The following is a 24924-nucleotide window of genomic DNA, read 5'->3' on the forward strand; positions in this document are numbered from 1 at the left end:
AATAAGCCCACAACTTTTATGACCTCAGCCACAAGCCCTAGTACCTTTAACGATCTTGGCCTTATTCCAGAGCTACAAGCTCGTTTAACCGATTTGGAATACAGCCAACCTACGCCAATTCAAGCTAAGGCGATTCCAAGTGTACTTGCTGGTAGCGATTTAATTGCGGGGGCAAATACTGGCTCAGGTAAAACAGCAACGTTTGCTTTACCTATGCTACAAACCCTATTTTTAGAGCAAGGCGCTAAAAAAGCAGCGAGTAAAGGTAACTTTGTTACTGGGCTTATTTTGGTACCTACCCGTGAGCTTGCAACGCAGGTGGCCGATAGCGTTAAATCGTATTCTGCTAACTTTAATGGTGCAATTAAAACGGTAGCGGTGTTTGGTGGTGTGTCGGTTAATACACAAATGCAGGCTTTACGTGGCGGCGCCGATATTATTGTAGCAACGCCTGGGCGTTTGCTCGATTTAATCTCAAGTAATGCGATTAAGCTCGATAAAGTAAATACGCTTGTGCTTGATGAAGCCGACCGCATGCTAAGCCTTGGCTTTACCGAAGAACTTGCTGAGTTATTAGCGTTAATGCCTGCTAAAAAACAAACAATGTTGTTTTCAGCAACCTTCCCAGAGCAAGTCACACAATTAACGCAAGAGCTGCTCAATAACCCTGTTGAAATACAAGTTCAAAGCAAAGACGAAAGCACCTTAGTACAGCGCGTATTTACGGTTAATAAAGGCGAAAAAACCACGGTTTTAGCGCATTTAATTAAGCAACACAAATGGCGCCAAGCACTTATTTTTGTAAACGCTAAAAAAGACTGTGAGCACCTAGCAGGTAAGCTTGAAAAGCGTGGTATTAACGCACAAGTTTTCCATGGTGATAAAGGCCAAAGTGAGCGTACTCGCGTAATAGAAAAATTTAAAGCCGGTGAAATAGAAGTACTTATTGCCACTGATATAGCAGCCCGTGGTTTAGATATTGCCAAACTGCCTGTTGTTATTAACTTTAACTTACCGCGCAGCCCCGCTGATTATATGCACCGTATTGGCCGAAGCGGCCGTGCCGGCGAAGTTGGTTTAGCGTTATCGTTAATTGATTATGAAGACTTTCATCACTTTAAAGTAATCGAGAAGAAAAACAAACTTCGTTTAGAGCGTGAAGAGGTAACCGGTTTTGCGGTAAACCAAGCGAACCTTGATGCGGCCCTTGCACTTAAAAACGAAAAGCCAATGGCAAAGCCTGAAGGCACAGGTAAGAAAAAGAAGAAAAAATCCAACCAAGAAGATGATGTATGGAGCGGCTGGCGCCGTAAGTAATTTAGCTGCCTGAACTAATCCATCTGAGCACTATTAAAAAACCCGTAATTAGCTTAACTAATTACGGGTTTTACATTTTACGGCTTTAGCCTAAAACGCGAGAACAACAGTTACAAGCTTAATGTTCGTGATCGTCTTCTTCCTCTTGCGCAATACCAAGCCAAGTAATTGAACTAGGAGCAAAAGTAAGCTCAACCTCACTTTCAATTTTTAAGTCTTCAAGGTGTACTTGCACAACGTGCTGAGCAATAGGGTCGGCTACATAAGCAAACTGACCATTTTGCGCCACTGTCATGCTAAAGCTCATGCCCTCTGGCATGGTTGATACATCTTGCTCGGTAATATCAACTTGGCCTTCAAGCTCCCAATGCATTTCGCCATCATGGTCGTGTGCACTAAATACATTTAAAAAGCCTAAGCTGTCTAATATTAAAAAGTGCTCGCCATGGGCAGAAAAAGAGTACGACACAGCACTTGCGCCATCGGCTAGTTGCCACTCTAGTTCTTCCATTTGTGCTGTTACAGGGTTAATAGTTACAATTACGGCTTCGCCGCCACCATGGCCAGACGCTACGCCAATAAAGGTCTCGCTATCTTCGTGGCCATAAATACTACCAATACGTAAATCGCCAACGGCTGCAATGTTCACTATTTTTTCAGCTTCGTATTCATCATCGTGCTGGTGGGCTAATAACACACCATCGCTACAGCCAAATACTACGTAGTCGTAGTTTTGTGCCGCCCCGTGTAAATCAGGACACGTAACTTCTAAGGTTTGTTCAAGCTCATATTCACCATCGTGAAAATGATAAACACCTACTTGATCTGGCAGTACTTTAGCAACCGATGTGCTTTCGCTGTCATCACGGCGAAGAGTTGATAATAAATGCTCACCGCGAGGCTCTGCTACACCGTGCATATTAATGTCGTAGCTAATACCCGGTAGTGTTGCTGTTGCGCTGGTTATGTCGTTATCTGTTAATACTTCAACAGAGGCAACCGTGCCTGAGTCTGCATCACCATCATAAAAAACAGCTAATTGGCCGTCATGTTTTACAAGGTGAGTAGGGCGGCTGCCACTTGTTAGCTCATAACTGCTAGCTGCTGGGCTTTGCTCATAGTCGTGTAAATGCTCGCCATGGTCTTCACGCCATAAACCACCATCAATAAAGCCTAAGTAATCTTGTGCGCGGCTTGCAATAACGGCATAACGAAAATCAGGTGATGATGATAGCGTGTTTGAATCATTCGTCAGGGTAAATGTTTCAAGTAAAGCGTTGTCATCTAGGTCATAAAAGCTGGCTTCGTTGCTATCGCCTGCAAGCACCGCTAATCTGCCTAATGAGTCAATTGTATAGCCATCATCATCGTCATGATCGTGCTCGTCTTCTACAACAATAGGATCTTTTTCTACAATATTGGTCTGGGCATCGCCACAGGCTGTAATAAATGTAGTGCTAATCGCCAGTGCAATAAGCTTTAATTTGTATAGTTTTTTCATGTTTATTTCCTTTAATTATAATTTTTTAATGCTTAAAAATAACCGCGAATACCTAGCGCAAAACTACGACCTGGACGTGGTGCTATATTTTTTACAAACGAGCTGTGCACGCGTGCTTCTGTATCTGTTAAGTTGGTGCCTCGCAGGTAAACAGACATATCTTGGTTTAATACTGAAAGGTCGTAAGAGATGCTTGCATCAACCAATGTGTAGCCGTCTGTTGCTGTTTCTTGTGGGGCTGTGCGGTCTTGCTTTTGATAGCGAGTAACGTGAATATGCGCACTTAATTTATCTGTTTGATAGCTTAACTCGCTACCAAAACGAAGTGGTGGAGTACGGGGTAAATCGCCGCCGTTTTTAAGGCGTGCACGAACGTAATCAGAGAATAAATCTACTTTAAATTCATCGGTTAATTGCCACGCAATTTGCGCTTCAAAACCATGTAAAATTACGTCGTCTGTTTTAAATAAATAAACCGGTAGTTCTGATGAATGGTCGTGTTCGTCAGCGCCTTCTTCTTCATCGCCATGGTCGTGGCCACTTTCAGCGAATAAACCGGTGTCTATTTGGTAATAGTAATTATCTACTTGGTTATAAAAGGCATTTAAAATAAAGCCAACATCACCTTGGGTTTTACGCAGGGTTAAATCGATATTATTGGCAGTTTCTAGGTCAATAGTTTGATCAGATAAACCTAAATGGCCGTCTTCATCTAAATCAAATAGTGCGCCTACTTCGTAAGTGCCAGTACCAATGTGCGGCCCAAACGATAACAACTCAGAAGCAGAAGGCGCGCGTTCAGAACGCGATACAGAAAGCCCTAAATTATAGTTAGGTGTAAAATCCCACACTACGCCTGCAGATAAACTGATTGGCGTAAATTCGTGCTCTACGTCAAATACACGAGTGGTTTCTGCGCTTTCTTCGTGGTCGTGATCATGCTCGTCAGCTTCTTGCGCTTCATCGTGTGCATGAGCGTCAATATTTGGCAGTAATACGTCGCCTGCTTCAATTGTTACACGCTCAATACGCCCACCTACTTGCACTAAAAAATCACCAAAGTGCCTTTCTTCCATTAGCGCTACAGCAAAGCTTTCGGTTTCTGATGGAGGAGTAAAGGCCTCTTCACCTTGTGCTTCAACATCGCTTTGTTTGTAATGAAAGCTAATGCCGCCATTCCACTCGTTAAATTGGTTATGTAGTAGGTCTATACGAAATTCGTTTGTTTCGTTTTTAAATGTGGTGCCTACAGCGCCACCTTCAATTTCAGCGTGTTCGTAGTCGGTGTGGCCAACGCGCAGGTTTACTTTGTTTAGCCATTTATTATCTAGGTTGTACTCACCTAATAATTGCACTTTAGTTTGCTCTAAATCAGCAAATACGCTTTCTTCTTCGTCGCTGTGCTCTTCCTCTTCATCGCCGTGGGTATGGCCCGGAATACCGTATTGACGATTAAATTGCTCTAGTGCTAAGCCAATAAAGCCGTTATCCATTAAGTAGCTAGCGCCAACAGTAAAACCGTCAGACTCTTCATTACTGTTTTCAACTTTGTAATCGCCACGATGCTCTTCACCGTCGCTATCTATATCTGCGGCTACAGGTACCTCGTAGTCATCGGCTTCACGCCAAAACGCATCGGCATAAAAAGCTACCGAGTCTGTGCCTGTGGTGGCATTAAACGAGGCCACTTTTTGGTTATCAGCAGAGTTATGCTCTACGTTCCATTCGCCGCGTGTTGTACTGTCGGTTGGTACGCGGTTATCTACCACATTTACTACGCCACCAATGGCGCCACTGCCATAAAACAGTGTTGCAGGGCCGCGTAATACTTCAATTTGTTGTGCGGTAGACGCTTCTGATGCAACAGAATGATCGGGGCCAACGCGCGACACATCACTTACATCAAGGCCATTTTGAGTAATAAGTACACGCGGCCCGCTTAAGCCACGAATAATAGGTGTGCTGGCTACTTTACCGTGAAAATTTGTATTAACACCTGGGAGTTTTTCAAGGCTATCGCCAAGGGTTGCAGCTTGTTGTCGTCTTAGTTGTTCGCCAGATAAAACACTAACAGGTGAGGCAGATTCCATTGCCGACATATGAATAGGGGTTGCTTCAATATCAATAACTTCAATAGGCGAGCGCTTTAAATTAAACGTAACCGATTGGTTTTCATCATTAGTTATTGTTATATCGCGATGAAGGTGGGCATAACCTGGCGCCACAATATGAAGCTCTTTTAAGCCATTGCTTAGCTCTGCTATTACAAATTTACCGTTTTCGTTGGTGGTTACTTTAAGGTCTGAGCCTTCAACTTCTACCGTTGCATTGGTAACTACTTTCCCTTTGTTGTTTAAAACAACGCCTTCAATTGTGGATGCCAGCACACTTGCAGGTAATAAAGCTGCAATGAGAACAGCTAGTTGTGGTCTACTTTTCATTTGACTACCTTGTATAATGTTATATTATATCAATTGTGATGTATAATGTTATATTATATCAATAGTTGGTTTGGTTAAAATTACGCACAGTATGTAATTAGGGTTATTACCAGGGAAATAAAAAGAGCTTAAGCATATTGGGGTTAGATTAGAGGGAATGATGAATAAGCAGCAAATTCAAAAAACAATTCAATTTGCAAATACACAGTGTGAAAACGTTGATAAAAAGCTAACAAAAAAGCGTCAGCAAGTATTAGAAATTTTACTAAATGCAAATAAACCTTTATCAGCTTACGAAGTAAAAAATCAGTTTAATAAAATAATGGACTCTTCAATTGTTGCGATGTCTGTTTATCGAATTTTAAATGTATTGGAGTCGGTTAATTTAGTACACCGATTGAAGTCTGAAAATAAATATATGCCATGCAGTCATGCTGATGGCGGTTGTCATCACCAGTTATCAATATTTTTAATTTGTAATTCGTGTCACACCGTAAGTGAAATAAATGAAACAGATGAATTAGTAAGGTCGTTATTCAAGAAAGTACAAGCAACTGGTTTTTCACCAACCACTTCACAACTCGAGATATCGGGGACGTGCGACGAGTGCCAGCACAGTACATCAAAGTTAATAGAAAAGTGAGATTAGAAATGAGATCAAATCAAAGTGTAATGGATAGGCTTGCTATAGGGCTTTCTGTATTGTGCACAGTGCACTGTTTTGCAACGCCTATTTTATTATCGCTACTACCTAGTATTGGTGCGCTTGAGCTTAATAGTGAGCAATTTCACTTTTGGATTTTAGTTGCTGTTATACCTACAAGTTTACTTGCGTTGAGCTTGGGTTGTAAAAAGCATAAACGTTTGCGTTATATCTCCTTTGGCGTAGTGGGTATTACATTAATGCTGGTTGCTGTGACTTTAGGGGAGTCGCTTTTTGGCGAGGTAGGTGAAAAAGGCTTTACTCTCCTTGGTTCGGCATTTGTAGCTGTTGCTCACTGGTTTAATTACCAACAGTGCCTTAAAAAAAGTGACGATAATTGCCCATGCTCAAGCACTCAAGCCGCTTAGCGTTATCAGTGCTACAAACAACTAACATGTAGCACTGCCTTTTTAAGTCTTAGTGTTTATTTTTTAATAGCCTAAGGCTAAAAGTGAGTTAAAGTAGTCATTTAATATTGGCTTAGGTTAATTAATATAGTGAATACTGCTTTAAAATCTTTAGTATTACTTTTCGCTTTCATGTGTTTTAAATTAAGTGCAAATACGCCTTACGAAATTCCTAGAAGTAGCGTTATTCAACTAACCGAACTGTCCAGTAAGCGCGCTTATCCTGTTTACATTCAATTGCCTAAGTCATATAAAAATAAGCTAAATAAAACATATCCCGTTATTTACTTAACCGATGCGCCGTACACGTTTCCTATAGTGGCAGGGGCAACACGATTTCCTATGAATACCGGAAAAATGCAGCAGGCGATTATTGTCGCCATAGGTTACGAAAAAGGCTCTATTGGATCAGCTAGTCGAATAAGAGACTACACACCTACCTTTGCAAAAGATTGGAAAAAACAAACAGGTAATGCGCAAGGCCATATTCAGTTTATTAAAAACACTGTGTTTCCTTATATTGAGCAAAACTACCGAGCTAGTCACACTCACAAAACCTACATAGGTAACTCGCTAGGCGGCTTATTAGGTGCCACTATTTTATTTACAGAGCCCGATTTATTTAGCCATTATATTATTGGTAGCCCGTCTGTTTGGTTTGATAGCAACGCAGTCTTAGCACTACAAGTAAATAAGCCTAAAGTGCCTATAAAAGTTTATATATCGGTGGGAGCAAAGGAAACCCCAGCCTTTGAAGGACAAAATATGGTTGAGGGTGCCAAGCAATTGGTACAAAAAATTAATGCACTTAACAGTAACAATATACAATTAAAAAGTGTGGTTATTGAGGGCGCTAGCCATGCAACAGCATTTCCTACTACAGCAATACAAGGGCTTGATTGGTTGCAATAAAATCACAACCAATAACGCTAAGTGTTTTTGAGTTCATTTTTCCAGCTTACCAGTACTTCAATAAATTCTGGGCCTATACCACAGCAGCCGCCAATAATACTTGCGCCCAGGTTGTGCCATTTTTTTGCAAAGTCTAGGTATTCTGAAGGTGAAATATCGCGATACGCTTGTGAGCCTTGATTGGCTTGATAGTCATGGGCAATAGGTGTAAAGCCGTTTGCAAAGGCGCCCAACGCCACGGTTTTATTAAGCTTCGATAATACCTTATTAGTATCTAGCAAGGCTTGTTCTATTACTTCGGGGATCGAGCAATTAAATAAAATACCAGCAATATTGTATTCAAGTAGTTCTGTTATGGCGTCAGTTACTAATTCACCCGAGCGCAGGGTTGCTTGTTCGCTAACTTCATCATTTAACGTAAATGCGTAATAGCATGGTTTGTTTGAATTTTTAAGTACACTTGCCATTACATGTGCTTCTTCAATGCTTGAAATAGTTTCGCAAATCCATAAGTCTACATGCTCGTTTTGTGCGTCATAAAGTGTATTTAAAATAGTAAAACCACGTTTAGGTTCAAATAGCTCCGGGCGGTAAGAGCCAAATACCGGCGGAAGCGAACCTGCTACCATTACATTTTGCTGTGCACTTTGAGCTGCTTTTTTTGCAATGATTGCAGCTTGATTGGCAAGCGCGGCACCTTGTGAATTATATAGCGCTTCGCCCAAATGAAACGGTACACATGCGTAACTATTTACAGTAATTACTTCAGCACCAGCGTCTATAAACCCAGTGTGTGCTTGTGTGACAAAGTTTGGCGCTTCTATAAGTGCTTGTGCACTCCAAAGGGGTTGCGTAAACGGAGCACCAATGCGCTTAAGTTCGCGCCCCATGCCACCATCTAAAATAATTACTTTATTCATAATAAGCTTCCGCTGTTCTATATAATATGGCGTCATTCAAACATGTTTTGCTTAAAAATATAGTGAAACTTCATCAGGTTTAACATGAAAAAAGCTCAATACTTTTTAATAGATACAAAAAAAGCGACTGCCCAAAGGAGTCGCTTACTTTTAAATAAGGTTTAACTTATTTGTAAAACGCTTCTACCTTGCCTTTTACTTTCATAAGTAATGGCTGGCCGCGGCGATCTAACGCTTTAGGTGCTGCTACTTTAATCCAACCTTCGCTAATGCTGTACTCTTCAACGTCAAAACGTTCTTTGCCGTTAAGTGTAATACCAATTTCATGTTCAAAAACTTCTTCTACATAAAATTTGCTGTGTGGATTAATAGAAAGTTGGTCAGGTAATTCAGGTTTATTTGTATCAGTCATAATAGGGATCTGCATAGAATATATTGTGCGCTATTGTAGGCAATACAGGAGTTATGCTCAAGCAAGACTGAAATAAATGTTTGAAGGGGCTTTAGTAATACTGATAGAAGGTAATTAAGGGAGTAATAAATGCGTTAAAAAACGCATTTATTTAAAACATGTTAAATGCTAACAATGTTCTCAGCTTGTGGGCCTTTTTGACCTTGAGTAACAGTAAACTGTACACGTTGGCCTTCAGCAAGGGTTTTAAAACCGTCGCCAGAGATTGCGCTAAAATGTGCAAACACATCAGGGCCAGACTCTTGCTCGATAAAACCAAAACCTTTTGCTTCGTTAAACCATTTTACTGAACCAGTAGTTGTAGTAGACATAATATGTATCCTAAAAAATTAATATAAGTGTGCCTGAAAAGAGGCGATTGAGCCGGAAAAAATAGTTAACTTGAGGATAACGCGCAGGATTATTACTAAAACAACGGGGTACTAACAAATAAAACAAAACTTCTTTCAAACTAGTATTCAAAATGGGTTATTGCTAACCCATTTAATTGTTTAGCAATTAGATGCTAACAATGTTCTCAGCCTGTGGGCCTTTTTGACCTTGAGTAACAGTAAACTGTACACGTTGGCCTTCAGCAAGGGTTTTAAAACCGTCGCCAGAGATTGCGCTGAAATGTGCAAACACATCAGGGCCAGACTCTTGCTCGATAAAACCAAAACCTTTTGCTTCATTAAAAAATTTAACTGTACCAGTTGTTGTATTAGACATAATAGATCCTAAAAATAAATAAAAGTGTGCCCTAAATAGGCAATTTAACAGGAAGAAAACGTGCATTTAACTGAGGATAACGCGAAGGATTATTACTAATATCAACGAGGTACTTACAAATAAACTGGGTTTTCATCAACCCGATGCCGAGCAGGATAACAGCATGTTTGATAATACACCAAGCTTTATTGTCATTTTATTTTTTAGCCTTAGAAAGAATTAAATTAAAAAGCCGTGTTTAACATGGTGTATATTGATCTTAAAATTTACGGCTTAAACCTTTTTTATTCAGTTAGTTAAAGAATATAAAGCCCAGTATTAATAACGCTATCCACACAGTTTCAGCCACAATTAAAATAATGGGTTTTATGCCCACCTCGGTGAGTTTTCCTAAGTTCGTTTTCATGCCAATGGCGGCAATAGCGGTAATTAAAAAGAATTTTGACAGTTCATTAGCGCTTTCGAGTAATACGTTCGGCAGCGAAAAACAGCTATTAATTACCATTAAAATAACAAAGCCAATTAAAAAGCCAGGCACTTTAGGTAGGTCGCCTTTATTGCTTTGACTAGAGCGATTAATTATAACCATCATAATAAGTACGACAGGCAGTAACATAGCAACGCGCACAAGTTTAGTTAGCGTGGCAATGTCGCCGGTTTCTGGCGATACCGAATAGCCCGCGCCCACAACTTGGGCTACATCGTGTATGGTGCCGCCTAAAAATACCCCTGCGTTGTGAGCATCAAATTCTAGGTAATTAACAATAATTGGGTAGAGAATCATAGCAATGGTCGACATAGCCGTTACACCAATAACGGTGAGCAAGGTGTCGCGCTCTTTGTGTTCGCTGTTGGGCATAATTGACGAAATAGCCAGTGCTGCCGATGCCCCGCAAATAGCCACAGATCCGCCAGTTAAAGCACCAAAGCGTTTTTGCAGGCCAAATACGCGGGCAAGTATTACCCCTAAAATAATAGTGGTGAATATAGCACCTGCTAGCATAAGCGCGGTTTGCCAACCCAGTGTAATTAAATCACCTAAGGCAATACGCGTGCCCAGTAACACAATACCGACTCGCAAAATGGTAGAGCCGGTAAAGTCGATCCCTTTTGCGCAAGGGCTGTCACTTTGATACAAAAACGATACCGCCATACCTAGCAATAAAGCAAACAACATAGCGGGTGCGCCGTAATGTTCACTTAAAAATAAGGCTGCAAGCCCCGTCATCGCTGCAATACTTGCGCCTTGCCAAAGTGGCGATACATACGCTTTTAACGCATTGCTTACTCGCAGCATTAGGCGTTAGCTGCAGTTAATGCAACAAGCACTTGGCGCTTTCGCTCGCCAGTAAATGGGCGGCGGCCATGCATAGCCATTTCGTTATCAACCAGTGCTACATCGCCATCTTGCCAGGCTAAGTCAAAGGTAAACTCTTTTGATAGCTCAACAATTTTATCAAGCCCTGCTTTAGGAATCGCACTGCCATCGCCAAAAGTAATGGCAACCGATGGGTTTTCGCGCACGCCCTTCCAACCCATGTAAGCAGCAATAAGTTGGTTATAAAAAACCTGTACGCCATTTTCAAGCGTGACTACCGCAGGTAATACCGGGGTAATTGCTTTTAAAGAACCATCTTCTAGCCACTCCCACTCGTAGCCTAACTCGGTAAGTTTGCTGTGCGCTTCGTCTTTATTTTGTACGCTGAGTGTACTTTTCCAACTGCGGCCTTGGCCCGATGTTGCATCATCGGCTGCAGGCATGTAAGTCGTGTACTTTAAGCCTTTTTGTTCAAAGTCATCGGCTAATTGGCTATCAAATTGCTTTAAAGCGCTAAATAATTTATCTGAGCGGCAAAGCGGTGTCGCGCCGCCTTTTTCTGCTGCCGATTTACAAAAAAAGAACAGCTTACTTGGTGAAATAGGTGTTTGCGCCATTTCGTGATGAAGGTAAATCTCGACATCTTTGGGTGCTTCGTTAGCAGTAAATACACGCTCGGTAAAATTAATACGTACCGCGTTAGATAACGACTCTTGATAAGTGAAGTTATCGTAGTCAAACCCTGCTGAAAATGTATCAAAGGTTTCAGCGCTATTAATCGGAAAGCCACGAAACAGCACAGCACCTGAGCTACGCAGTTTGGTTTCTAGCTCAGGTTTATTTGCTCGAATGAAAGCCACCGCCTCTTCAACGGTGCTGGCGTTATTATTATTAACCACAATGCACGGAAAAACCGAGTCATCAAAGGTTAATTGAGTAGGCACTGCGGCGTAGTTAAGTTCGGTAGCTGACATGGTATTTTCCTAATCGTAAATAGGGTGAAAACGGTTAAACGCAGCTTCACAAAAATGACCTGGGTCATTAAAGCGGCGGTTAATATTAAGTGCAGAAATATCGGCCATTTCTTGTTTATTGAGCTCAAAATCAAATAGCGATAGGTTTTCTGTCATGCGTTCAAGTTTTGATGTTTTAGGGATGATGGCAGTGCCGCGTTGCACGCCCCAGCGCAGCACAACTTGTGCTGGTGTTTTACCATGGCTTTGCGCCGCAGCTTTCACTACGCTTTGCTCAAGCACAGACTCTGTTTGATCTGCCATTTCAAGCTCTAGGTACGAAAGCGCGCCCAGTGGAGAAAAGGCGGTTACTGGAATGTCGTACTGTTTTGCAAGCCTTACTAAGCGCTCTTGCGTTAAGTAAGGGTGTGATTCAATTTGCAGCATAGCGGGTTTAATGGTGGCGTAGGTCATTAAATCGTGGAGTAATGCGCTTGAGTAATTACATACACCAATGCGTTTTGCTTTGTTGTTATGTACTTGCTCTTCCATTGCTTGCCACGTTAAATGTAGGGGTACTTTTGCCAACTCCATGTGTGGGTTTTGGGCATCTGGGTCTACAAACCACTCTGGCGGATAGCGTGTTTCGATTGGTACAAAGGTTTGCGCAATCGGAAAGTGAATTAAATATAGGTCGAGGTAGTCGAGCTTTAAATCGCTGAGTGTTTTATCAATAGCAAGCTTTACATGCTCGGGCGCATGAAAGGTATTCCAAAGTTTTGACGTTATCCATAGCTCTTCTCGGGTGCACAGGCCGTCGTTAATTGCTTGGGCTATGCCATCGCCAACCTGTTCTTCATTACCGTAGTCTGCGGCACAATCAAGATGGCGGTAACCCGCTTTAATGGCTTGATACACCGTTTGCGCGCAATCTTCTTGTGCTACTTTCCATAAACCGAACCCGACTGGCGGGATGTTATTTAATGAACTCATTGGGAATTCCTGTTAAAATTGCATAATGACTTTGGTCTTGTATAAGACATAAGTTATTATACGAATCTAACAGTGTCAACACTGTGCGCACCGCTAGGTGTTAAAACAGCGAATTAAAAAAGCTGCAGATAGCAAAAAGGCAGCGATTGCTGCCTTTAAAAAATATTTAATAAGTGTGCGCTAATATGAATAATTAGCGGTTAAACGCGGTGAGTTAATCAAGTTCAATTTGGTAGTGGTAATGATCGCTTCTGCACTTACTTTGGCGATATTCAATACGTTTACCTTCAATCGATTCTGTAATGCGCGACACTAATAACAGTGGATCGCCAGTTTTAATTGCGAGCATTTTTGCATCAGTTTCGTCGGCTAATACCGCTTTAATACTGTCTTGGGTTTTGTGCACGGTTTGATTAAATTTGGTTTGGTAGTAGTGGTACAATGTATGCGGAATATCACTACTTTGATGTATATCAGGAAAGTAGCTTTGTGGAAGGTATATAGTTTCGCTCATACAAAATTCGTTATCAAGAATACGTCTGCGCACAAGCTTAGTGACTTTGTCTTTTTTATTAAGTTGCAGGGCTTCAATCACATCGAGTGGTGCAGGGCAAAGCTCAACCGATAACAGCTCTGCCTTGGGTAAATCGGCACCTTTACCGTCGGCTTGCAGTGGGAAAAACCTAAAAAGTGCGTCTTGCGCGGTATGCTCTGATACAAACGTACCTACACCTTGTCGGCGGGTGACTATTTTATCGTCGGTTAGTAAGTTGAGCGCTTTACGAACTGTGCCTTGGCTTACATTAAATTCTTCAGCAAGGCGAAACTCGCTAGGTAATGCTTCGCCGGGTACCCAGCGTCTTTCAACAATGAGCTGTTTAATATAATCAGCCACTTGTAAGTAAAGCGGTTGAAAAGCCAAGCTTGGGCCACTTAATTTGTGATCAAACATAGAGTTACTCATTGTTATTTACCGTTAAATTTAGTCCACCTGTAGTTATAACATAGGTGGTACTTTTTACGCATCTTTGCGTGCTATCAGTTAATTGTGAGCTATTGTATTACAGCTTGTTTTTACATTATGCCTAAAAACAAATCGTTACACTACAATAGCGCATCCCAAGGAAATTTAAAGTGTTCAGTATTTCATTCGAACTTATACTAGTTATGGCGCTTTGCTTAAGTGCAGCCACACTATTGCAAACACTCAGTGGGTTTGGTTTTGGGCTTTTAGTGGTGGCAAGTTTTACGCTACTAGATGTATTACCACTAACGGCAACCACGTTTTTAGTGAGTTTATTAGGACTTGTTAATTCAACCACCGTGGTGGTTAAAAACCGCAGCGCAGTAAAAGTACCCGAACTAAAACTCATGTTGTATACGGGCATGCCACTAATGTTGTTAGGATTTGTTTTACTTGAATATATGTCGGCGCATTTAACCCAGTTTTTAAATTTTATATTGGGCATTAGTATTTTATTGTGCTGCGCTTTAATGCTTATAAAACGAAAGCGAGCCGATAGGCAAAGTCGTCCCCGTTCTTTTTTAATTGCAGGCGGGGTAAGTGGTTTACTGGGCGGATTGTTTTCAACGTCGGGACCACCGCTTGTATTTCAGTGCTATAAACAAGCTTGGTCTATTGAAGCAATTCGTAGTACGTTACTTGCGGTGTTTACCATTGGTGGCATAGTACGAGTGGGTATTGCTTTATTTGGCACCTTACCCAATCTTGATATTATGTTTTTAATTGCGGCTGCGATTCCTTTAGTATTACTCGTGACTCATTTTTCAAGACGATTAACCCCATACGTAGATGCAAAATGGATACGTATTATTGCTATAACGCTACTGGGTGTAAGTGGTATATCGCTGGTGGCTACCTCGGTGGCTACCCTAGTCTAAAGTGAGGGCTGTTAATTAATTAAAGTTAAGTTTATTTACATTGACATAGGGATCACAATTATTTAACTTGTGTCTTATACAAGACTATAGTTGGTAAGGAACTCCCATGAATGCATTTGAATTACGTGAGCCAGACTGGAACGCAATAGAACCAGCACGCTTAATTGCAGAGCCTGTATTACAAGGTCATGTGCTGATTTTACCGACTCAATTTGGTGAGGTAAGCGTAACAATAAGCCAGTTTGGTTTACGTTTAAATGCAGGCATAACGCAAGATCACGCGTTTAATATACTCAATGCCACTCCTAATGAGTTACCGCTATTACTTAATAAATTAGACCAAGGCTTTGAAGTCACTGCCGGCGACTACCGCTTAGATTTTTACAGCGACCCATTTCATTTTAAGCTTTATAAAAACGATAAATTAGTACAGCAATCAGCAACCGATGGCCACTTTGTGCGCCAGCATCGTTTACCACCATTGGCTAAAACCGATAACGGCTGGATTTTAAGCCTAGAGCTTAATTACGACGAAGCCGTATACGGCCTTGGCGAAAAGTGGGGCAAGCTTGATAAACGCGGCCAACTGATTCGCTCATACAATCACGATGCACTGGGCGTAAATGCCGAAAAATCATATAAAAATACGCCATACGCTTGGAGTCCAGAGGGCTGGAACTTATTTGTACACACGCCGGCGCCAGTTACACATGGGGTAGGTTACGCGCTTTGGTCGCAACGTGCTTACGTGTGTTTAGTAGAAGACGACGCGCTAGATGCCTTTTTATACCAAGAGCAAACGCCTGCACAAAGTATTAATCGCTACTGCGAGCTAACCGGTTTTGCACCGGTACCACCGCAGTGGAGCTTTGGGGTTATTTTATCAAAAGCATATTACAAAGACGCCGACGAGCTATTAAGTGTCGCCCGCGAAGTCCGCGCTAAAAATATGCCGTGCGATGTAATAACCCTCGATGGCCGTGCATGGCAAGACACCGACACCCGCTTTGCCTTTGAATGGGATCCAACACGTTACGCCGACCCAAAACCTGTGCTTGATGAACTAAAAGCCATGGATTTTAAAATTTGTGTGTGGGAATACCCGATGATCTCGGTTAACAACCCATTATTTACAAAAGCGGCCGAAAACGGTTGGCTAATAAAAGACAAACGCACAGGTAAAGCGTATCAATACGAGTGGGATTTAAGCCCATTTGGCGAAGTACTTACGCCATTACCTGAGTCGGGAATTTTAGATTTTACACACCCCGATGCTTACCAATACTGGCTCGAATCGCACAAGCCGCTGTTTGAGCTTGGCGTAGATATGATAAAAGCAGACTTTGGCGAACAGCTAGAAGACGAAAATATGGTATCGCACAGTGGCGACAGCGGTATTAGGCTGCACAACGTTTACAGCATGTTGTACAACCGCTGCGTTTATGAAGCCGCCGAAAAATACTGTAAAACAGGGCCATTTTTGTTTAGCCGATCTGCATGGACGGGCAGTCAACGTTTCCCTTCACAATGGGGCGGCGACCCACAAGCCGATTGGCAAGGGTTAGCAGCGAGTATTCGCGGCGGCTTAGCGTGGGGAATGTCGGGCGGGCCATTTTTTGCAACCGACATTGGCGGATTTTATAAAGACACCCGCGATGCCGAGCTTTATGTACGCTGGGCACAAGCATCGGTATTTAGTGCGCATATGCGTTTACATGGTATTGGCCCACGCGAACCCTGGTCATACACCGAGCAAGCAAGTGACGCGGTATTTGCAGCACTTAAATTACGCTATCAGTTAATTCCGTATTTACAAGCGTGCGCAGAACAAGCGCAGCAAACAGGGCTGCCTATTCAGCGTGCTATGGCACTGGCATTTCCTGATGACGTACTGGCACATAGTTTTGATCAGCAATTTATGTGCGGCGAAAAACTCCTTGTGGTGCCATGTGTTGTACCTAACGGTAAAGTTAAATTTTATTTACCACAAGGCGAGTGGCTGAGCTTTCCTGATGGGCAAACGTACCAAGGCGGTAAGTATTACGAAGACACACTTGAGCTTACACAAATGGCCGTATTTATTCGTAAAGGCGATACGCTCATGCTCGGCCCAGATGTTCAACACACAGAACAAAATATGAGCCAGCTAACAGCATGGCCAAAATAAAACTCGGTAAATAGCAAACACACACAACACACGTAACACACAATAATAAAGATATTAGCTTACTTTTTACCGAGTAAAGTAAGCTGAAAGGGGCGCAAGATGGAAGGTATGAACATTACCATGACACTGCTATCGTGCTTGGCGTTTATGGCGCTAGTAGGATATATCTCGTACCAAAAAACCAAAGGGGAAGTTAACACCCAAGACGGCTATTTTTTAGCGGGGCGTGGTTTAACAGGTACGTTTATAGCGGGGTCAATGATCCTCACTAACTTATCGGCCGAGCAACTTATTGGCCTTAATGGCTCAGCGTATGGTTACAATCTCAGTTCAATGGCATGGGAAGTAACCGCAGGTATTTCTACCATTATTATGGCGCTGATCTTTTTACCACGCTATTTAGCTGGGGCATTTTCTACCTTACCCGAGTTTTTACGGGATCGTTTTGACGATACCGTACGCCGCATGACGGTGATCTTATTTATGGTAGGGTACTGCTTTATTACTATTCCTTCGGTTTTGTACTCAGGATCAATTGCCGTACTTAGGCTGTTTGATGTCCCCGCCTTGTTAGACATGAGCTACCAAGCAAGCCTTATTGTTACCATTATTATTGTTGGCTCCGTTGGCGCTATTTACGCGGTATTTGGCGGTTTAAAGGCAGTTGCCGTATCTGACACCATTAACGGTGTTGGGTTACTTATTATTGGTATTTTAGTGCCAACACTTGGGCTTATTGCCCTAGGTGACGGCAGTTTTGCCGATGGCCTAAGCACACTTGTAAATACCGATACCGAAAAGCTCAACGCCATTGGTAGCAGTGAAGATCCCGTGCCATTTGGCACCATTTTTACCGGTATGATCCTCGCTAATTTATTTTATTGGGGCACCAATCAGTACGTGATCCAGCGAACATTGGGCGCTAAAAATTTAGTTGAAGGCCAAAAAGGCGTGTTGTTTTCAGGGTACTTTAAAGTGCTAGTACCGTTTATGATGATGATCCCAGGGGTTATTGCGTACCACCTTTATAAGCACGAAAGCCTACAAACCATTGATTTAGCCTACCCACACTTAGTGAAAGATGTACTGCCTCAGTACTTATCTGGGTTCTTTTTAGCCGTATTATTAGGGGCTGTATTTAGCTCGTTTAATTCATTACTAAATAGCGCCGCAACGCTGTTTTGTTTAGATGTTTACAAACCTATGAAAAAAGACAAAGTAAGCGACGAAAAGCTCATTAAAGTGGCCAAAATAACCAGTATTGTTATTGCTGTTTTGTCGTTTATAACCGCGCCATTACTCATGTTTGCACCCGAAGGCTTATGGCACATTATTCGAATATTTACCGGTTTTTATAACATTCCGGTCATCACAATTGTGTTAGTGGGTTTATTTACTCGTAAAGTGCCTGCATTGGGCGCTAAAGTGGCGATTATTTTTCATGTTATTGCCTACACGCTACTTAAATTTGTGTGGGATGTTGATATTAACTTTATCCATATTTACGCCATTTTATTCTTTATTGAATTGGCAATAATGCTAGGAATTGGTTACTACAAGCCACTTGCAAAACCGTGGCAATTTACCCGCAAAGCTGAAGTTAACTTAAATCCATGGAAATACGCACTGCCGTGCGCCATTGTATTGGTTAGCTTAATAGTGAGCTTATATATTGTGTTTTCTCCTTTAGGCCTAGTTGGCGGTACCAGTGTTTATTTTGTGCCTAGCCTAATTACTGTTTGGACATTAGCTGCATTGTTTAGCTGGTGGAGCGTGCGTCGTTGGCATATGCGATACGAAAACAGCCTTGCCCATATAGGTGTCACAAAGGCCGTATAAACACAGGTTATAACCACTATACGTGATTTTAAATCACATTTTATTCACATAATGTTTGCATTACGAAGTTTGATTGTTTAAATTTGTAGCTCTTATATAAGATATAAGAGCTAGTAAAGAAAATACTTAATACACACTGTCACCGTAATTTAGCAAGCCACACAATTGCTAGCGCGGTACCACACAGCACACACGCACAATATGGAGAATGACATGAGAGCTAAAAAGTCTATCTTAAGCTTGGCTGTCTCGTTAGCAATGACAACTGGTTTAGCTGTTAGCGCGCAAGTTAATGCTGCGCAAGAACAAGCAAATCAAACGCAAGCGGAACAAGAACAGCAAAATAATAAAAACGATTCATTTGAAAAAATAGTGGTGACATCGCAAAAGCGCACGCAAAGCTTAAACGAAGTGCCGGTTGCCGTATCGGTGCTAAATAGCGATCAAATTAATTCAGCGTTTGCTAATAATATGGAAGGTTTACAATCGCTTGTGCCGTCTGTGAGCTTTAGAAAAGGCACCACAACCCGTAACTCGGCGCTCACCGTGCGTGGTATTGGTACAATTTCATTTAGTATTGCTGCCGAGCCAAGTGTGGCAACGGTTGTTGATGGCGTAGTACTTGGCCGCTCTGGTCAAGCCTTTGCCGATTTATACGATGTAGACCGTATTGAAGTATTACGTGGCCCACAAGGCACATTATTTGGTAAAAATGCCTCTGCGGGTGTGGTAAATATTACAACAAAAGATCCGTCTTACGACACTACCGGCAGTATAGAAACCTCGTTTTATCAAGATAACGAATACCGTTTTAAAGGCGTTGTAAGTGGCGGCTTAAGCGACGACTTAGCAGCAAGCTTAACCGTATTTAAAGGTAAGTTTGATGGCTACATAGATAACGTATACAACAACGAAAAAGTAAACGGCTACGACCGCGAAGGTGCACGAGCTGTATTTAAGTACGAGCCAACCGACGATCTAACCGTTAAATTTATTGCAGAATACTACAACGCCGATGACGACTGTTGTGCCGATTTAGAAGGCCTACCTAGTGGTCGTAACCCAGATTCACAAGCCGTACCAAACAGTAACGGCATTGTTGATGGCATTGCTGACATAGACCTAGATCAGCGTAAAGTTGACCACGACTATGAGTCGCGCACAATAGATAAACACAGCGCGTTTTCAGTACAAGTTGATAAAACCATTGGCGACCACACGTATACATCAATTACTGCACAGCGCTCGTGGGATAATACCGAGTTTCGTGAAGGCGACTTTACTTCTATTGCTGGCGACAGCAATCAACCCGTATTTGGTGCACCCTTTCAATTGCACGATATTGGCGAGCAGCAATGGGATCAGTTTTCTCAAGAGTTTCGTGTAACCTCTAATTTAAGCGGGCCATTTAACTACGTGGCCGGTTTATTTTATTGGAACATGGACTCACAACGTAACTTTACCCGCGATGCCAGTTGCCAAAATAACGCAGGCCAGTTAGATAGCGCCATGGCGTTTTACGCGCAAAATAACTTATCGGGTGCAGAGCTAGACGCAGCACTTGCCGACTTAGATGGCTACGCACAAGGCTTAGGCGTTAGCTGTAATGCGAACGATATTGTGTCGGCTACGGCATACATGAGTACCGAGTTTAACAACTGGGCAGCCTTTGCCGACGGTACTTACGAGTTATCTGACGATTTAACCATGCTATTTGGTCTGCGTTATACCGACGACGAAGTATCGTACACGCACCGCCGTGTCAGCAATGATGTATATGGCCGTCGTGGTGTGGGTGTACGCCCTGCAACATTAAATACTGACGAACAGGGTAAAGCTGAAGAAACTAACGTATCGGGCCGTTTAGGTATGCAATACGATTTAGGCGATGGCCAAATGGTATACGGTACTTACTCGCAAGGTTACAAAGGGCCTGGCTTTAATATTTACTACAACTTTAATCCTGACAACGACGGCCGCGAAATAGCGCCTGAAGAGTCTGACGCGTTTGAACTTGGCTATAAGTATGCAAGCAGCGACTTTGTGTTTAACTTTGCAGTATTTAAAACCGAGATTGAAGGTTTCCAAGCAAACAACTTTGATTGTTCAGACGGCACCTGTATTACACGTTTAACAAACGCAGGCGACGTAAGCACACAAGGTGCAGAAGTTGACTTTATGTGGGCAGCAACCGATGCGCTAACGCTAACAGGTGGTATTGCTTATATTAAAGCCGAAATTGACGAATTTAACTGTCCGCCAGAAGTGGCCGCAGGCTCGTGTACTGACCGCTCAGGGCTAGATGTTCCATTTTCGCCAGACTTAAAGTACTCATTAAGCGCCGATTACTTTATTGAAACCGAACATGGCTTTAACGTGCACGTAAATGGCTCGTACATATACACTGACGAGCAATACTCTGACCTACCTAATAATGTAGGTGAGTTTAACCCTGCAGCCTTATTACCTGATTACGGTATTTTAAATGCAAGCGTAGGTTTATCGTTTAAAGACGATGCCTTCAGAGTATCGCTTATTGCTAAAAACTTAACCGACGAAAGCTATGCAACAACCTACAGTGGCGATAACTTCCGTTACCAAATCCCGCGTGATGCAGAGCGTTACTTTGGGGTGTCGTTTAAGGCGCGCTTTTAATAGTTAAAAATATTTTCCCTTGTATAACAACAAGCGTAGCGTTAAACCGCTGCGCTTTTTTGTGTCTTATTTTTGTCAATCTTTGGTCACTTTTTCTTCATTAAAACGTCCTTTATTAGTCATATGTATTTTCTATAGTGCAGCAGTTACTTATTTGAGGTTTTAGCTTCAAGCAAAAATAACCACTACATAATGGGAATAATAAAGGATGAAAATTAAAAAAGTCGCTGCGGCGGTTGGGCTAACATTTATGTTAAGCGCCGCTAGCCATGCCAATGTGTTACCACAAAGCCAAACAGATAATAACTGGTATACAAACGCACAAACTACGTTAGCTACTAAAAATACTCAGGCACAAAGTGCACAAGTTACAAAAGCAAAAAACGTGATTTTATTTGTGGGTGACGGCATGGGTATTTCTACCCTAACGGCAGCACGTATTTTAAAAGGCCAACGAGCAGGTAACCCAGGTGAAGAAGGCTATTTAAGCTTTGAAGAATTTCCATACTCTGCGCAAGTTAAAACGTATAACGTAGATGCGCAAACGCCGGATTCTGCAGGCACAATGACCGCAATGATCTCAGGTGTTAAAACCGATGTAGGTGTAATCGGTGTAGACGAAGACATTGAACGTGGTGTGTGTTCAACGGTTGCAGGTAACGAGCTTTTAACCGCAACAGAACTAGCTGAAATTAAAGGCCTAGCAACCGGTGTTATTTCAACAGCGCGTATTACCCATGCAACGCCAGCGGCCACGTATGCTAAATCGGCAGACCGTAACTGGGAAGATATTTCAGATATGCCAGAGGGCTCAGAAGGCTGTGAAGATATTGCCTCACAGCTTGTTAATTTTGAAAAAAACCTAGAAGCGCGCTTTTTAGGCACCGACGTAGATGGTCTTGATTTTGTAATGGGGGGCGGTCGTCGTCACTTTTTACCAAAAGATGCCGCGGCTAATTCAAGTGACGCAGTAAGTGCTGTTGAAGGCGATCGTACCGATGAGCGTAACCTTGTCACTGAGTGGCAAACACAATATCCAAATGCAACGTACGTCATGGACCAAGCAGGGTTTGATGCTATTGCCGATGACGCTACGAAAGTATTTGGCTTATTTAACGAATCGCACATGCAATACGAAGCTGACCGCGCAAACGACGTGGCAGGCGAGCCGTCACTTAGTGAAATGACTACAAAAGCGATTGATGTACTGGGCAAAAACGAAAACGGTTTTTTCTTAACGGTTGAGTCGGGCCGTATTGACCACGCACACCACGCGGGTAACGCCTACAACGCACTTAACGACACCATTGAATTTGCCAATGCTGTGCAAGCGGCAATCGATAACACCAACCCAGAAGACACCCTTATTTTAGTCACTGCCGATCACAGCCACGTGTTTACGATTGCTGGCTACCCTAAACGCGGTAACCCAATTTTAGGCCAAGTAGTTGCTGTAGGCCAAACAGCGCCAAGCCTTGCCGCCGACGATATGCCATACACTACAGTAGGTTATGCAAATGGTTTAGGTTTTAGAGACCTAGGTGATGAAACAAATGCCGATGCAACCTACTTAAGCGGCCCAGTCGCAGGGCGTGTTGAGCTAAACGGTGTTGACACAACAACCCCTGGTTTTCACCAAGAAACCACTGTACCTCTTGGCTCTGAAACACATGCTGGTGAAGATATTTCACTGCACGCTAAAGGCCCGGGTGCGCAACTTGCTCAAGGTGTAATTGAGCAAAACGTTGTATTTCATATAATTAACCAAGCTCTTGAATTAACTCAGCAATAATGGCGGCGAACATGAAAAAATTAACAGTACTTTCTTTAGCAATAATGGTCGCGCTAGCGGGTTGTTCAAGTGATGATGATAAAAGTGATAACAACATTATCGCAGTAGACAACGCCATAGCCGTGGGCTCAACGCAATGTATTAATGGCGGTGTAGAAACCCAAGTGGGCGTAGATACAAACGAAAATGGTGTGCTTGATAGCGACGAAGTTAATTCATCTAACCTAGTGTGTAATGCGCCGGCAACGTCGCTAACTACAGAGCAATTAGCTAATCTTACAGGTAACGCATGGTATAGCGACGCGCAAACTAAGTTATCAGCAACACAGCAAGCTAATACCGAGGCGGTTACTGAGTCGGGCAAAGCTAAAAACGTAATTTTATTTGTCGGCGACGGCATGGGTATTTCTACCGTTACGGCTGCACGAATTTTAGCAGGCCAGCTTGAGGGCGGCATGGGTGAAGACTACCAACTTAGCTTTGAAACCATGCCTTACTCAGGTTTTGTTAAAACGTATAACGTAGATGCACAAACACCCGATTCAGCAGGCACAATGACGGCTATGGTGTCAGGTGTTAAAACCGATGTAGGCGTAATCGGTGTAGACGAAGACATTGAGCGCGGTATTTGTTCAACCGTTGCAGGTAACGAACTGGTGACCTCGCTTGAGCTTGCTGAAATAGCAGGTAAAGCAACCGGCCTTATTTCAACGGCACGTATTACTCACGCAACCCCTGCGGCAACGTATGCTAAATCGGCTGATCGTAACTGGGAAGATAACTCAGATATGCCAGCAGGTTCAGATGCTTGTGAAGATATTGCATCGCAACTTGTTAACTTTGAAGCCAACCTAGAAGCACGCTTTACAGGCATTGATGTAGATGGCATAGACGTAGTAATGGGCGGCGGTCGTCGTCACTTTTTACCAAAAGATGCCGCGGCTAATTCAAGCGATGCAATTAGCGCGGTTGAAGGGGATCGTACCGATGGTCGTAACCTAGTCACCGAGTGGCAAGCTACTTACCCAAGCGGCAACTACGTAATGGACCAAGCAGGGTTTGATGCTATTAGCGACGATGCTACCAAGGTATTTGGTTTATTTAACGAATCCCACATGCAATACGAAGCCGACCGTGCAAACGATGTAGCGGGCGAACCGTCGCTTTCGCAAATGACCGAAAAAGCAATTAACGTGCTTAATAACAACGATAAGGGCTTTTTCTTATCGGTAGAAGCTGGGCGAATAGACCACGCGCACCACGCAGGCAATGCATATAACGCGCTTAACGATACTATTGAATTTGCTAAAGCCGTTAAAGTCGCGATGGACAACACTAACCCAGAAGAAACCTTAATTGTGGTGACTGCTGATCACAGCCATGTATTTACCATTGCAGGCTACCCAAAACGTGGTAACCCAATACTAGGTAAAGTAGTTGCAGTAGGTCAAACCGAGCCAAGCCTTGCAGCCGACGACATGCCATATACTACAGTAGGTTACACCAATGGTTTAGGCTACAGAGACTTAGGCGATGAAACCAATGCCGACGCTTCTTACTTAGCTGCACCGGTTACAGGACGTGTTGATTTAACAAATGTTGATACAACCACTCCGGGTTTCCACCAAGAAACATTAGTACCACTTGGCTCAGAAACTCACGCAGGTGAAGATGTAGGTGTATACGCAATGGGCCCAGGCGCTCACTTAGTAACAGGCACAAATGAGCAAAGCTTTTTATTCCATGTAATGGACTTTGCGGCTGATTTAGTTAAAACAGCAGACGAAAAAGTGACGCCGTAAGCCGCTAACTTTTATGTTTAAAAACAACTCGTACGGTGTGCTAGTTGTTTTTTTATGTCATAAAAATGCCATTGTGTGTCGTTATTGTACGGCTATTACAGTGACGTTTAAAAAGAGATAAT

General features: G+C 42.6%; 20 protein-coding genes. 10 read left to right on the top strand and 10 right to left on the bottom strand.

Annotated features, from left to right (window positions below):
• Nucleotides 1–18: 18 nt before the first annotated feature.
• On the top strand, nucleotides 19–1317 hold the full coding sequence (locus ATS76_RS04180; protein ID WP_058551172.1) for a DEAD/DEAH box helicase: 1299 nt from the start codon (nucleotides 19–21) through the stop codon (nucleotides 1315–1317).
• Between the two features lie 118 nt (nucleotides 1318–1435).
• On the opposite strand, the gene ATS76_RS04185 is transcribed toward ATS76_RS04180, so the two are convergent.
• Both ATS76_RS04185 and ATS76_RS04190 read right to left on the bottom strand, forming a co-directional pair.
• The gene (locus ATS76_RS04185; RefSeq protein ID WP_058551173.1) at nucleotides 1436–2818 is read right to left on the bottom strand and encodes a hypothetical protein; all 1383 of its coding nucleotides are present in this window, start codon (nucleotides 2816–2818) and stop codon (nucleotides 1436–1438) included.
• 32 nt (nucleotides 2819–2850) lie between these two features.
• Entirely contained in the window at nucleotides 2851–5259 is a 2409-nt protein-coding gene (locus tag ATS76_RS04190; protein WP_058551174.1) for a TonB-dependent receptor, read from the bottom strand.
• A gap of 160 nt (nucleotides 5260–5419) precedes the next feature.
• Here ATS76_RS04190 and ATS76_RS04195 point away from each other — a divergent pair, with 160 nt between their 5' ends.
• From ATS76_RS04195 to ATS76_RS04205, 3 genes are all read left to right on the top strand, one after another.
• Nucleotides 5420–5902: a Fur family transcriptional regulator gene (locus ATS76_RS04195; RefSeq protein ID WP_058551175.1), complete on the top strand. Its 483-nt coding sequence runs from the start codon at nucleotides 5420–5422 to the stop codon at nucleotides 5900–5902.
• Between the two features lie 8 nt (nucleotides 5903–5910).
• On the top strand, nucleotides 5911–6330 hold the full coding sequence (locus ATS76_RS04200; RefSeq protein WP_058551176.1) for a MerC domain-containing protein: 420 nt from the start codon (nucleotides 5911–5913) through the stop codon (nucleotides 6328–6330).
• 171 nt (nucleotides 6331–6501) lie between these two features.
• Nucleotides 6502–7281, top strand: coding sequence for an alpha/beta hydrolase (locus ATS76_RS04205; RefSeq protein WP_235590909.1), 780 nt, complete (start codon nucleotides 6502–6504; stop codon nucleotides 7279–7281).
• Between the two features lie 17 nt (nucleotides 7282–7298).
• Here ATS76_RS04205 and ATS76_RS04210 read toward each other — a convergent pair whose 3' ends face one another.
• The 8 genes from ATS76_RS04210 to ATS76_RS04245 form a co-directional block, all read right to left on the bottom strand.
• Nucleotides 7299–8201 (bottom strand): homocysteine S-methyltransferase family protein, encoded by a 903-nt coding sequence (locus ATS76_RS04210; RefSeq protein ID WP_058551178.1) that lies wholly within the window; start codon nucleotides 8199–8201, stop codon nucleotides 7299–7301.
• Between the two features lie 166 nt (nucleotides 8202–8367).
• Nucleotides 8368–8613 (bottom strand): DUF3297 family protein, encoded by a 246-nt coding sequence (locus ATS76_RS04215; RefSeq protein ID WP_201023489.1) that lies wholly within the window; start codon nucleotides 8611–8613, stop codon nucleotides 8368–8370.
• Nucleotides 8614–8774: 161 nt separating this feature from the next.
• Nucleotides 8775–8984, bottom strand: coding sequence for a cold-shock protein (locus tag ATS76_RS04220; RefSeq protein WP_006792549.1), 210 nt, complete (start codon nucleotides 8982–8984; stop codon nucleotides 8775–8777).
• Nucleotides 8985–9171: 187 nt separating this feature from the next.
• Nucleotides 9172–9381, bottom strand: coding sequence for a cold-shock protein (locus tag ATS76_RS04225; protein WP_006792548.1), 210 nt, complete (start codon nucleotides 9379–9381; stop codon nucleotides 9172–9174).
• Between the two features lie 292 nt (nucleotides 9382–9673).
• A complete protein-coding gene (locus ATS76_RS04230; protein WP_058551180.1) occupies nucleotides 9674–10678 on the bottom strand; it encodes a YeiH family protein in 1005 nt (334 codons plus the stop codon).
• Entirely contained in the window at nucleotides 10678–11673 is a 996-nt protein-coding gene (locus tag ATS76_RS04235) for a TauD/TfdA family dioxygenase (protein WP_058551181.1), read from the bottom strand. Before ATS76_RS04235 ends, ATS76_RS04230 begins: the two co-directional genes overlap by 1 nt.
• A gap of 9 nt (nucleotides 11674–11682) precedes the next feature.
• A complete protein-coding gene (locus ATS76_RS04240) occupies nucleotides 11683–12645 on the bottom strand; it encodes an aldo/keto reductase (RefSeq protein ID WP_058551182.1) in 963 nt (320 codons plus the stop codon).
• Nucleotides 12646–12859: 214 nt separating this feature from the next.
• Complete coding sequence (locus ATS76_RS04245) at nucleotides 12860–13609, bottom strand: GntR family transcriptional regulator (protein WP_058551183.1); 750 nt, start codon at nucleotides 13607–13609, stop codon at nucleotides 12860–12862.
• Nucleotides 13610–13779: 170 nt separating this feature from the next.
• On the opposite strand from ATS76_RS04245, the gene ATS76_RS04250 reads away from it, so the two are divergent.
• The 6 genes from ATS76_RS04250 to ATS76_RS04275 all read left to right on the top strand — a co-directional run bounded on the left by ATS76_RS04250 (nucleotide 13780) and on the right by ATS76_RS04275 (nucleotide 24802).
• Entirely contained in the window at nucleotides 13780–14547 is a 768-nt protein-coding gene (locus ATS76_RS04250) for a sulfite exporter TauE/SafE family protein (RefSeq protein WP_235590910.1), read from the top strand.
• Between the two features lie 106 nt (nucleotides 14548–14653).
• Nucleotides 14654–16714 carry a glycoside hydrolase family 31 protein gene (locus tag ATS76_RS04255; protein WP_058551184.1) on the top strand — a complete coding sequence of 687 codons (2061 nt, stop codon included), beginning with the start codon at nucleotides 14654–14656 and terminating at the stop codon, nucleotides 16712–16714.
• 99 nt (nucleotides 16715–16813) lie between these two features.
• Complete coding sequence (locus tag ATS76_RS04260; RefSeq protein ID WP_152995623.1) at nucleotides 16814–18553, top strand: solute:sodium symporter family transporter; 1740 nt, start codon at nucleotides 16814–16816, stop codon at nucleotides 18551–18553.
• Nucleotides 18554–18766: 213 nt separating this feature from the next.
• The gene (locus ATS76_RS04265) at nucleotides 18767–21208 is read left to right on the top strand and encodes a TonB-dependent receptor (RefSeq protein WP_058551185.1); all 2442 of its coding nucleotides are present in this window, start codon (nucleotides 18767–18769) and stop codon (nucleotides 21206–21208) included.
• Between the two features lie 208 nt (nucleotides 21209–21416).
• Nucleotides 21417–23000 (top strand): alkaline phosphatase, encoded by a 1584-nt coding sequence (locus tag ATS76_RS04270; protein ID WP_058551186.1) that lies wholly within the window; start codon nucleotides 21417–21419, stop codon nucleotides 22998–23000.
• Nucleotides 23001–23011: 11 nt separating this feature from the next.
• Entirely contained in the window at nucleotides 23012–24802 is a 1791-nt protein-coding gene (locus tag ATS76_RS04275; RefSeq protein WP_058551187.1) for an alkaline phosphatase, read from the top strand.
• Nucleotides 24803–24924 lie beyond the last annotated feature (122 nt).

The sequence above is a fragment of the Pseudoalteromonas sp. 10-33 genome (genome assembly GCF_001469195.1).
In the GTDB taxonomy this organism is placed as follows: domain Bacteria; phylum Pseudomonadota; class Gammaproteobacteria; order Enterobacterales; family Alteromonadaceae; genus Pseudoalteromonas.

Bases quoted from the DNA above. Each gene is read 5' to 3' on its own strand.
- ATS76_RS04195 (WP_058551175.1), top strand. From the start codon at position 5,420: ATGAATAAGCAGCAAATTCAAAAAACAATTCAATTTGCAAATACACAG.
- ATS76_RS04265 (WP_058551185.1), top strand. From the start codon at position 18,767: ATGAGAGCTAAAAAGTCTATCTTAAGCTTGGCTGTCTCGTTAGCAATG.
- ATS76_RS04230 (WP_058551180.1), bottom strand. From the start codon at position 10,678: ATGCTGCGAGTAAGCAATGCGTTAAAAGCGTATGTATCGCCACTTTGG.
- ATS76_RS04275 (WP_058551187.1), top strand. From the start codon at position 23,012: ATGAAAAAATTAACAGTACTTTCTTTAGCAATAATGGTCGCGCTAGCG.
- ATS76_RS04270 (WP_058551186.1), top strand. From the start codon at position 21,417: ATGAAAATTAAAAAAGTCGCTGCGGCGGTTGGGCTAACATTTATGTTA.
- ATS76_RS04205 (WP_235590909.1), top strand. From the start codon at position 6,502: ATGTGTTTTAAATTAAGTGCAAATACGCCTTACGAAATTCCTAGAAGT.
- ATS76_RS04200 (WP_058551176.1), top strand. From the start codon at position 5,911: ATGAGATCAAATCAAAGTGTAATGGATAGGCTTGCTATAGGGCTTTCT.
- ATS76_RS04235 (WP_058551181.1), bottom strand. From the start codon at position 11,673: ATGTCAGCTACCGAACTTAACTACGCCGCAGTGCCTACTCAATTAACC.
- ATS76_RS04260 (WP_152995623.1), top strand. From the start codon at position 16,814: ATGGAAGGTATGAACATTACCATGACACTGCTATCGTGCTTGGCGTTT.
- ATS76_RS04225 (WP_006792548.1), bottom strand. From the start codon at position 9,381: ATGTCTAATACAACAACTGGTACAGTTAAATTTTTTAATGAAGCAAAA.
- ATS76_RS04215 (WP_201023489.1), bottom strand. From the start codon at position 8,613: ATGACTGATACAAATAAACCTGAATTACCTGACCAACTTTCTATTAAT.
- ATS76_RS04220 (WP_006792549.1), bottom strand. From the start codon at position 8,984: ATGTCTACTACAACTACTGGTTCAGTAAAATGGTTTAACGAAGCAAAA.
- ATS76_RS04190 (WP_058551174.1), bottom strand. From the start codon at position 5,259: ATGAAAAGTAGACCACAACTAGCTGTTCTCATTGCAGCTTTATTACCT.
- ATS76_RS04180 (WP_058551172.1), top strand. From the start codon at position 19: ATGACCTCAGCCACAAGCCCTAGTACCTTTAACGATCTTGGCCTTATT.
- ATS76_RS04185 (WP_058551173.1), bottom strand. From the start codon at position 2,818: ATGAAAAAACTATACAAATTAAAGCTTATTGCACTGGCGATTAGCACT.
- ATS76_RS04245 (WP_058551183.1), bottom strand. From the start codon at position 13,609: ATGAGTAACTCTATGTTTGATCACAAATTAAGTGGCCCAAGCTTGGCT.
- ATS76_RS04255 (WP_058551184.1), top strand. From the start codon at position 14,654: ATGAATGCATTTGAATTACGTGAGCCAGACTGGAACGCAATAGAACCA.
- ATS76_RS04240 (WP_058551182.1), bottom strand. From the start codon at position 12,645: ATGAGTTCATTAAATAACATCCCGCCAGTCGGGTTCGGTTTATGGAAA.
- ATS76_RS04210 (WP_058551178.1), bottom strand. From the start codon at position 8,201: ATGAATAAAGTAATTATTTTAGATGGTGGCATGGGGCGCGAACTTAAG.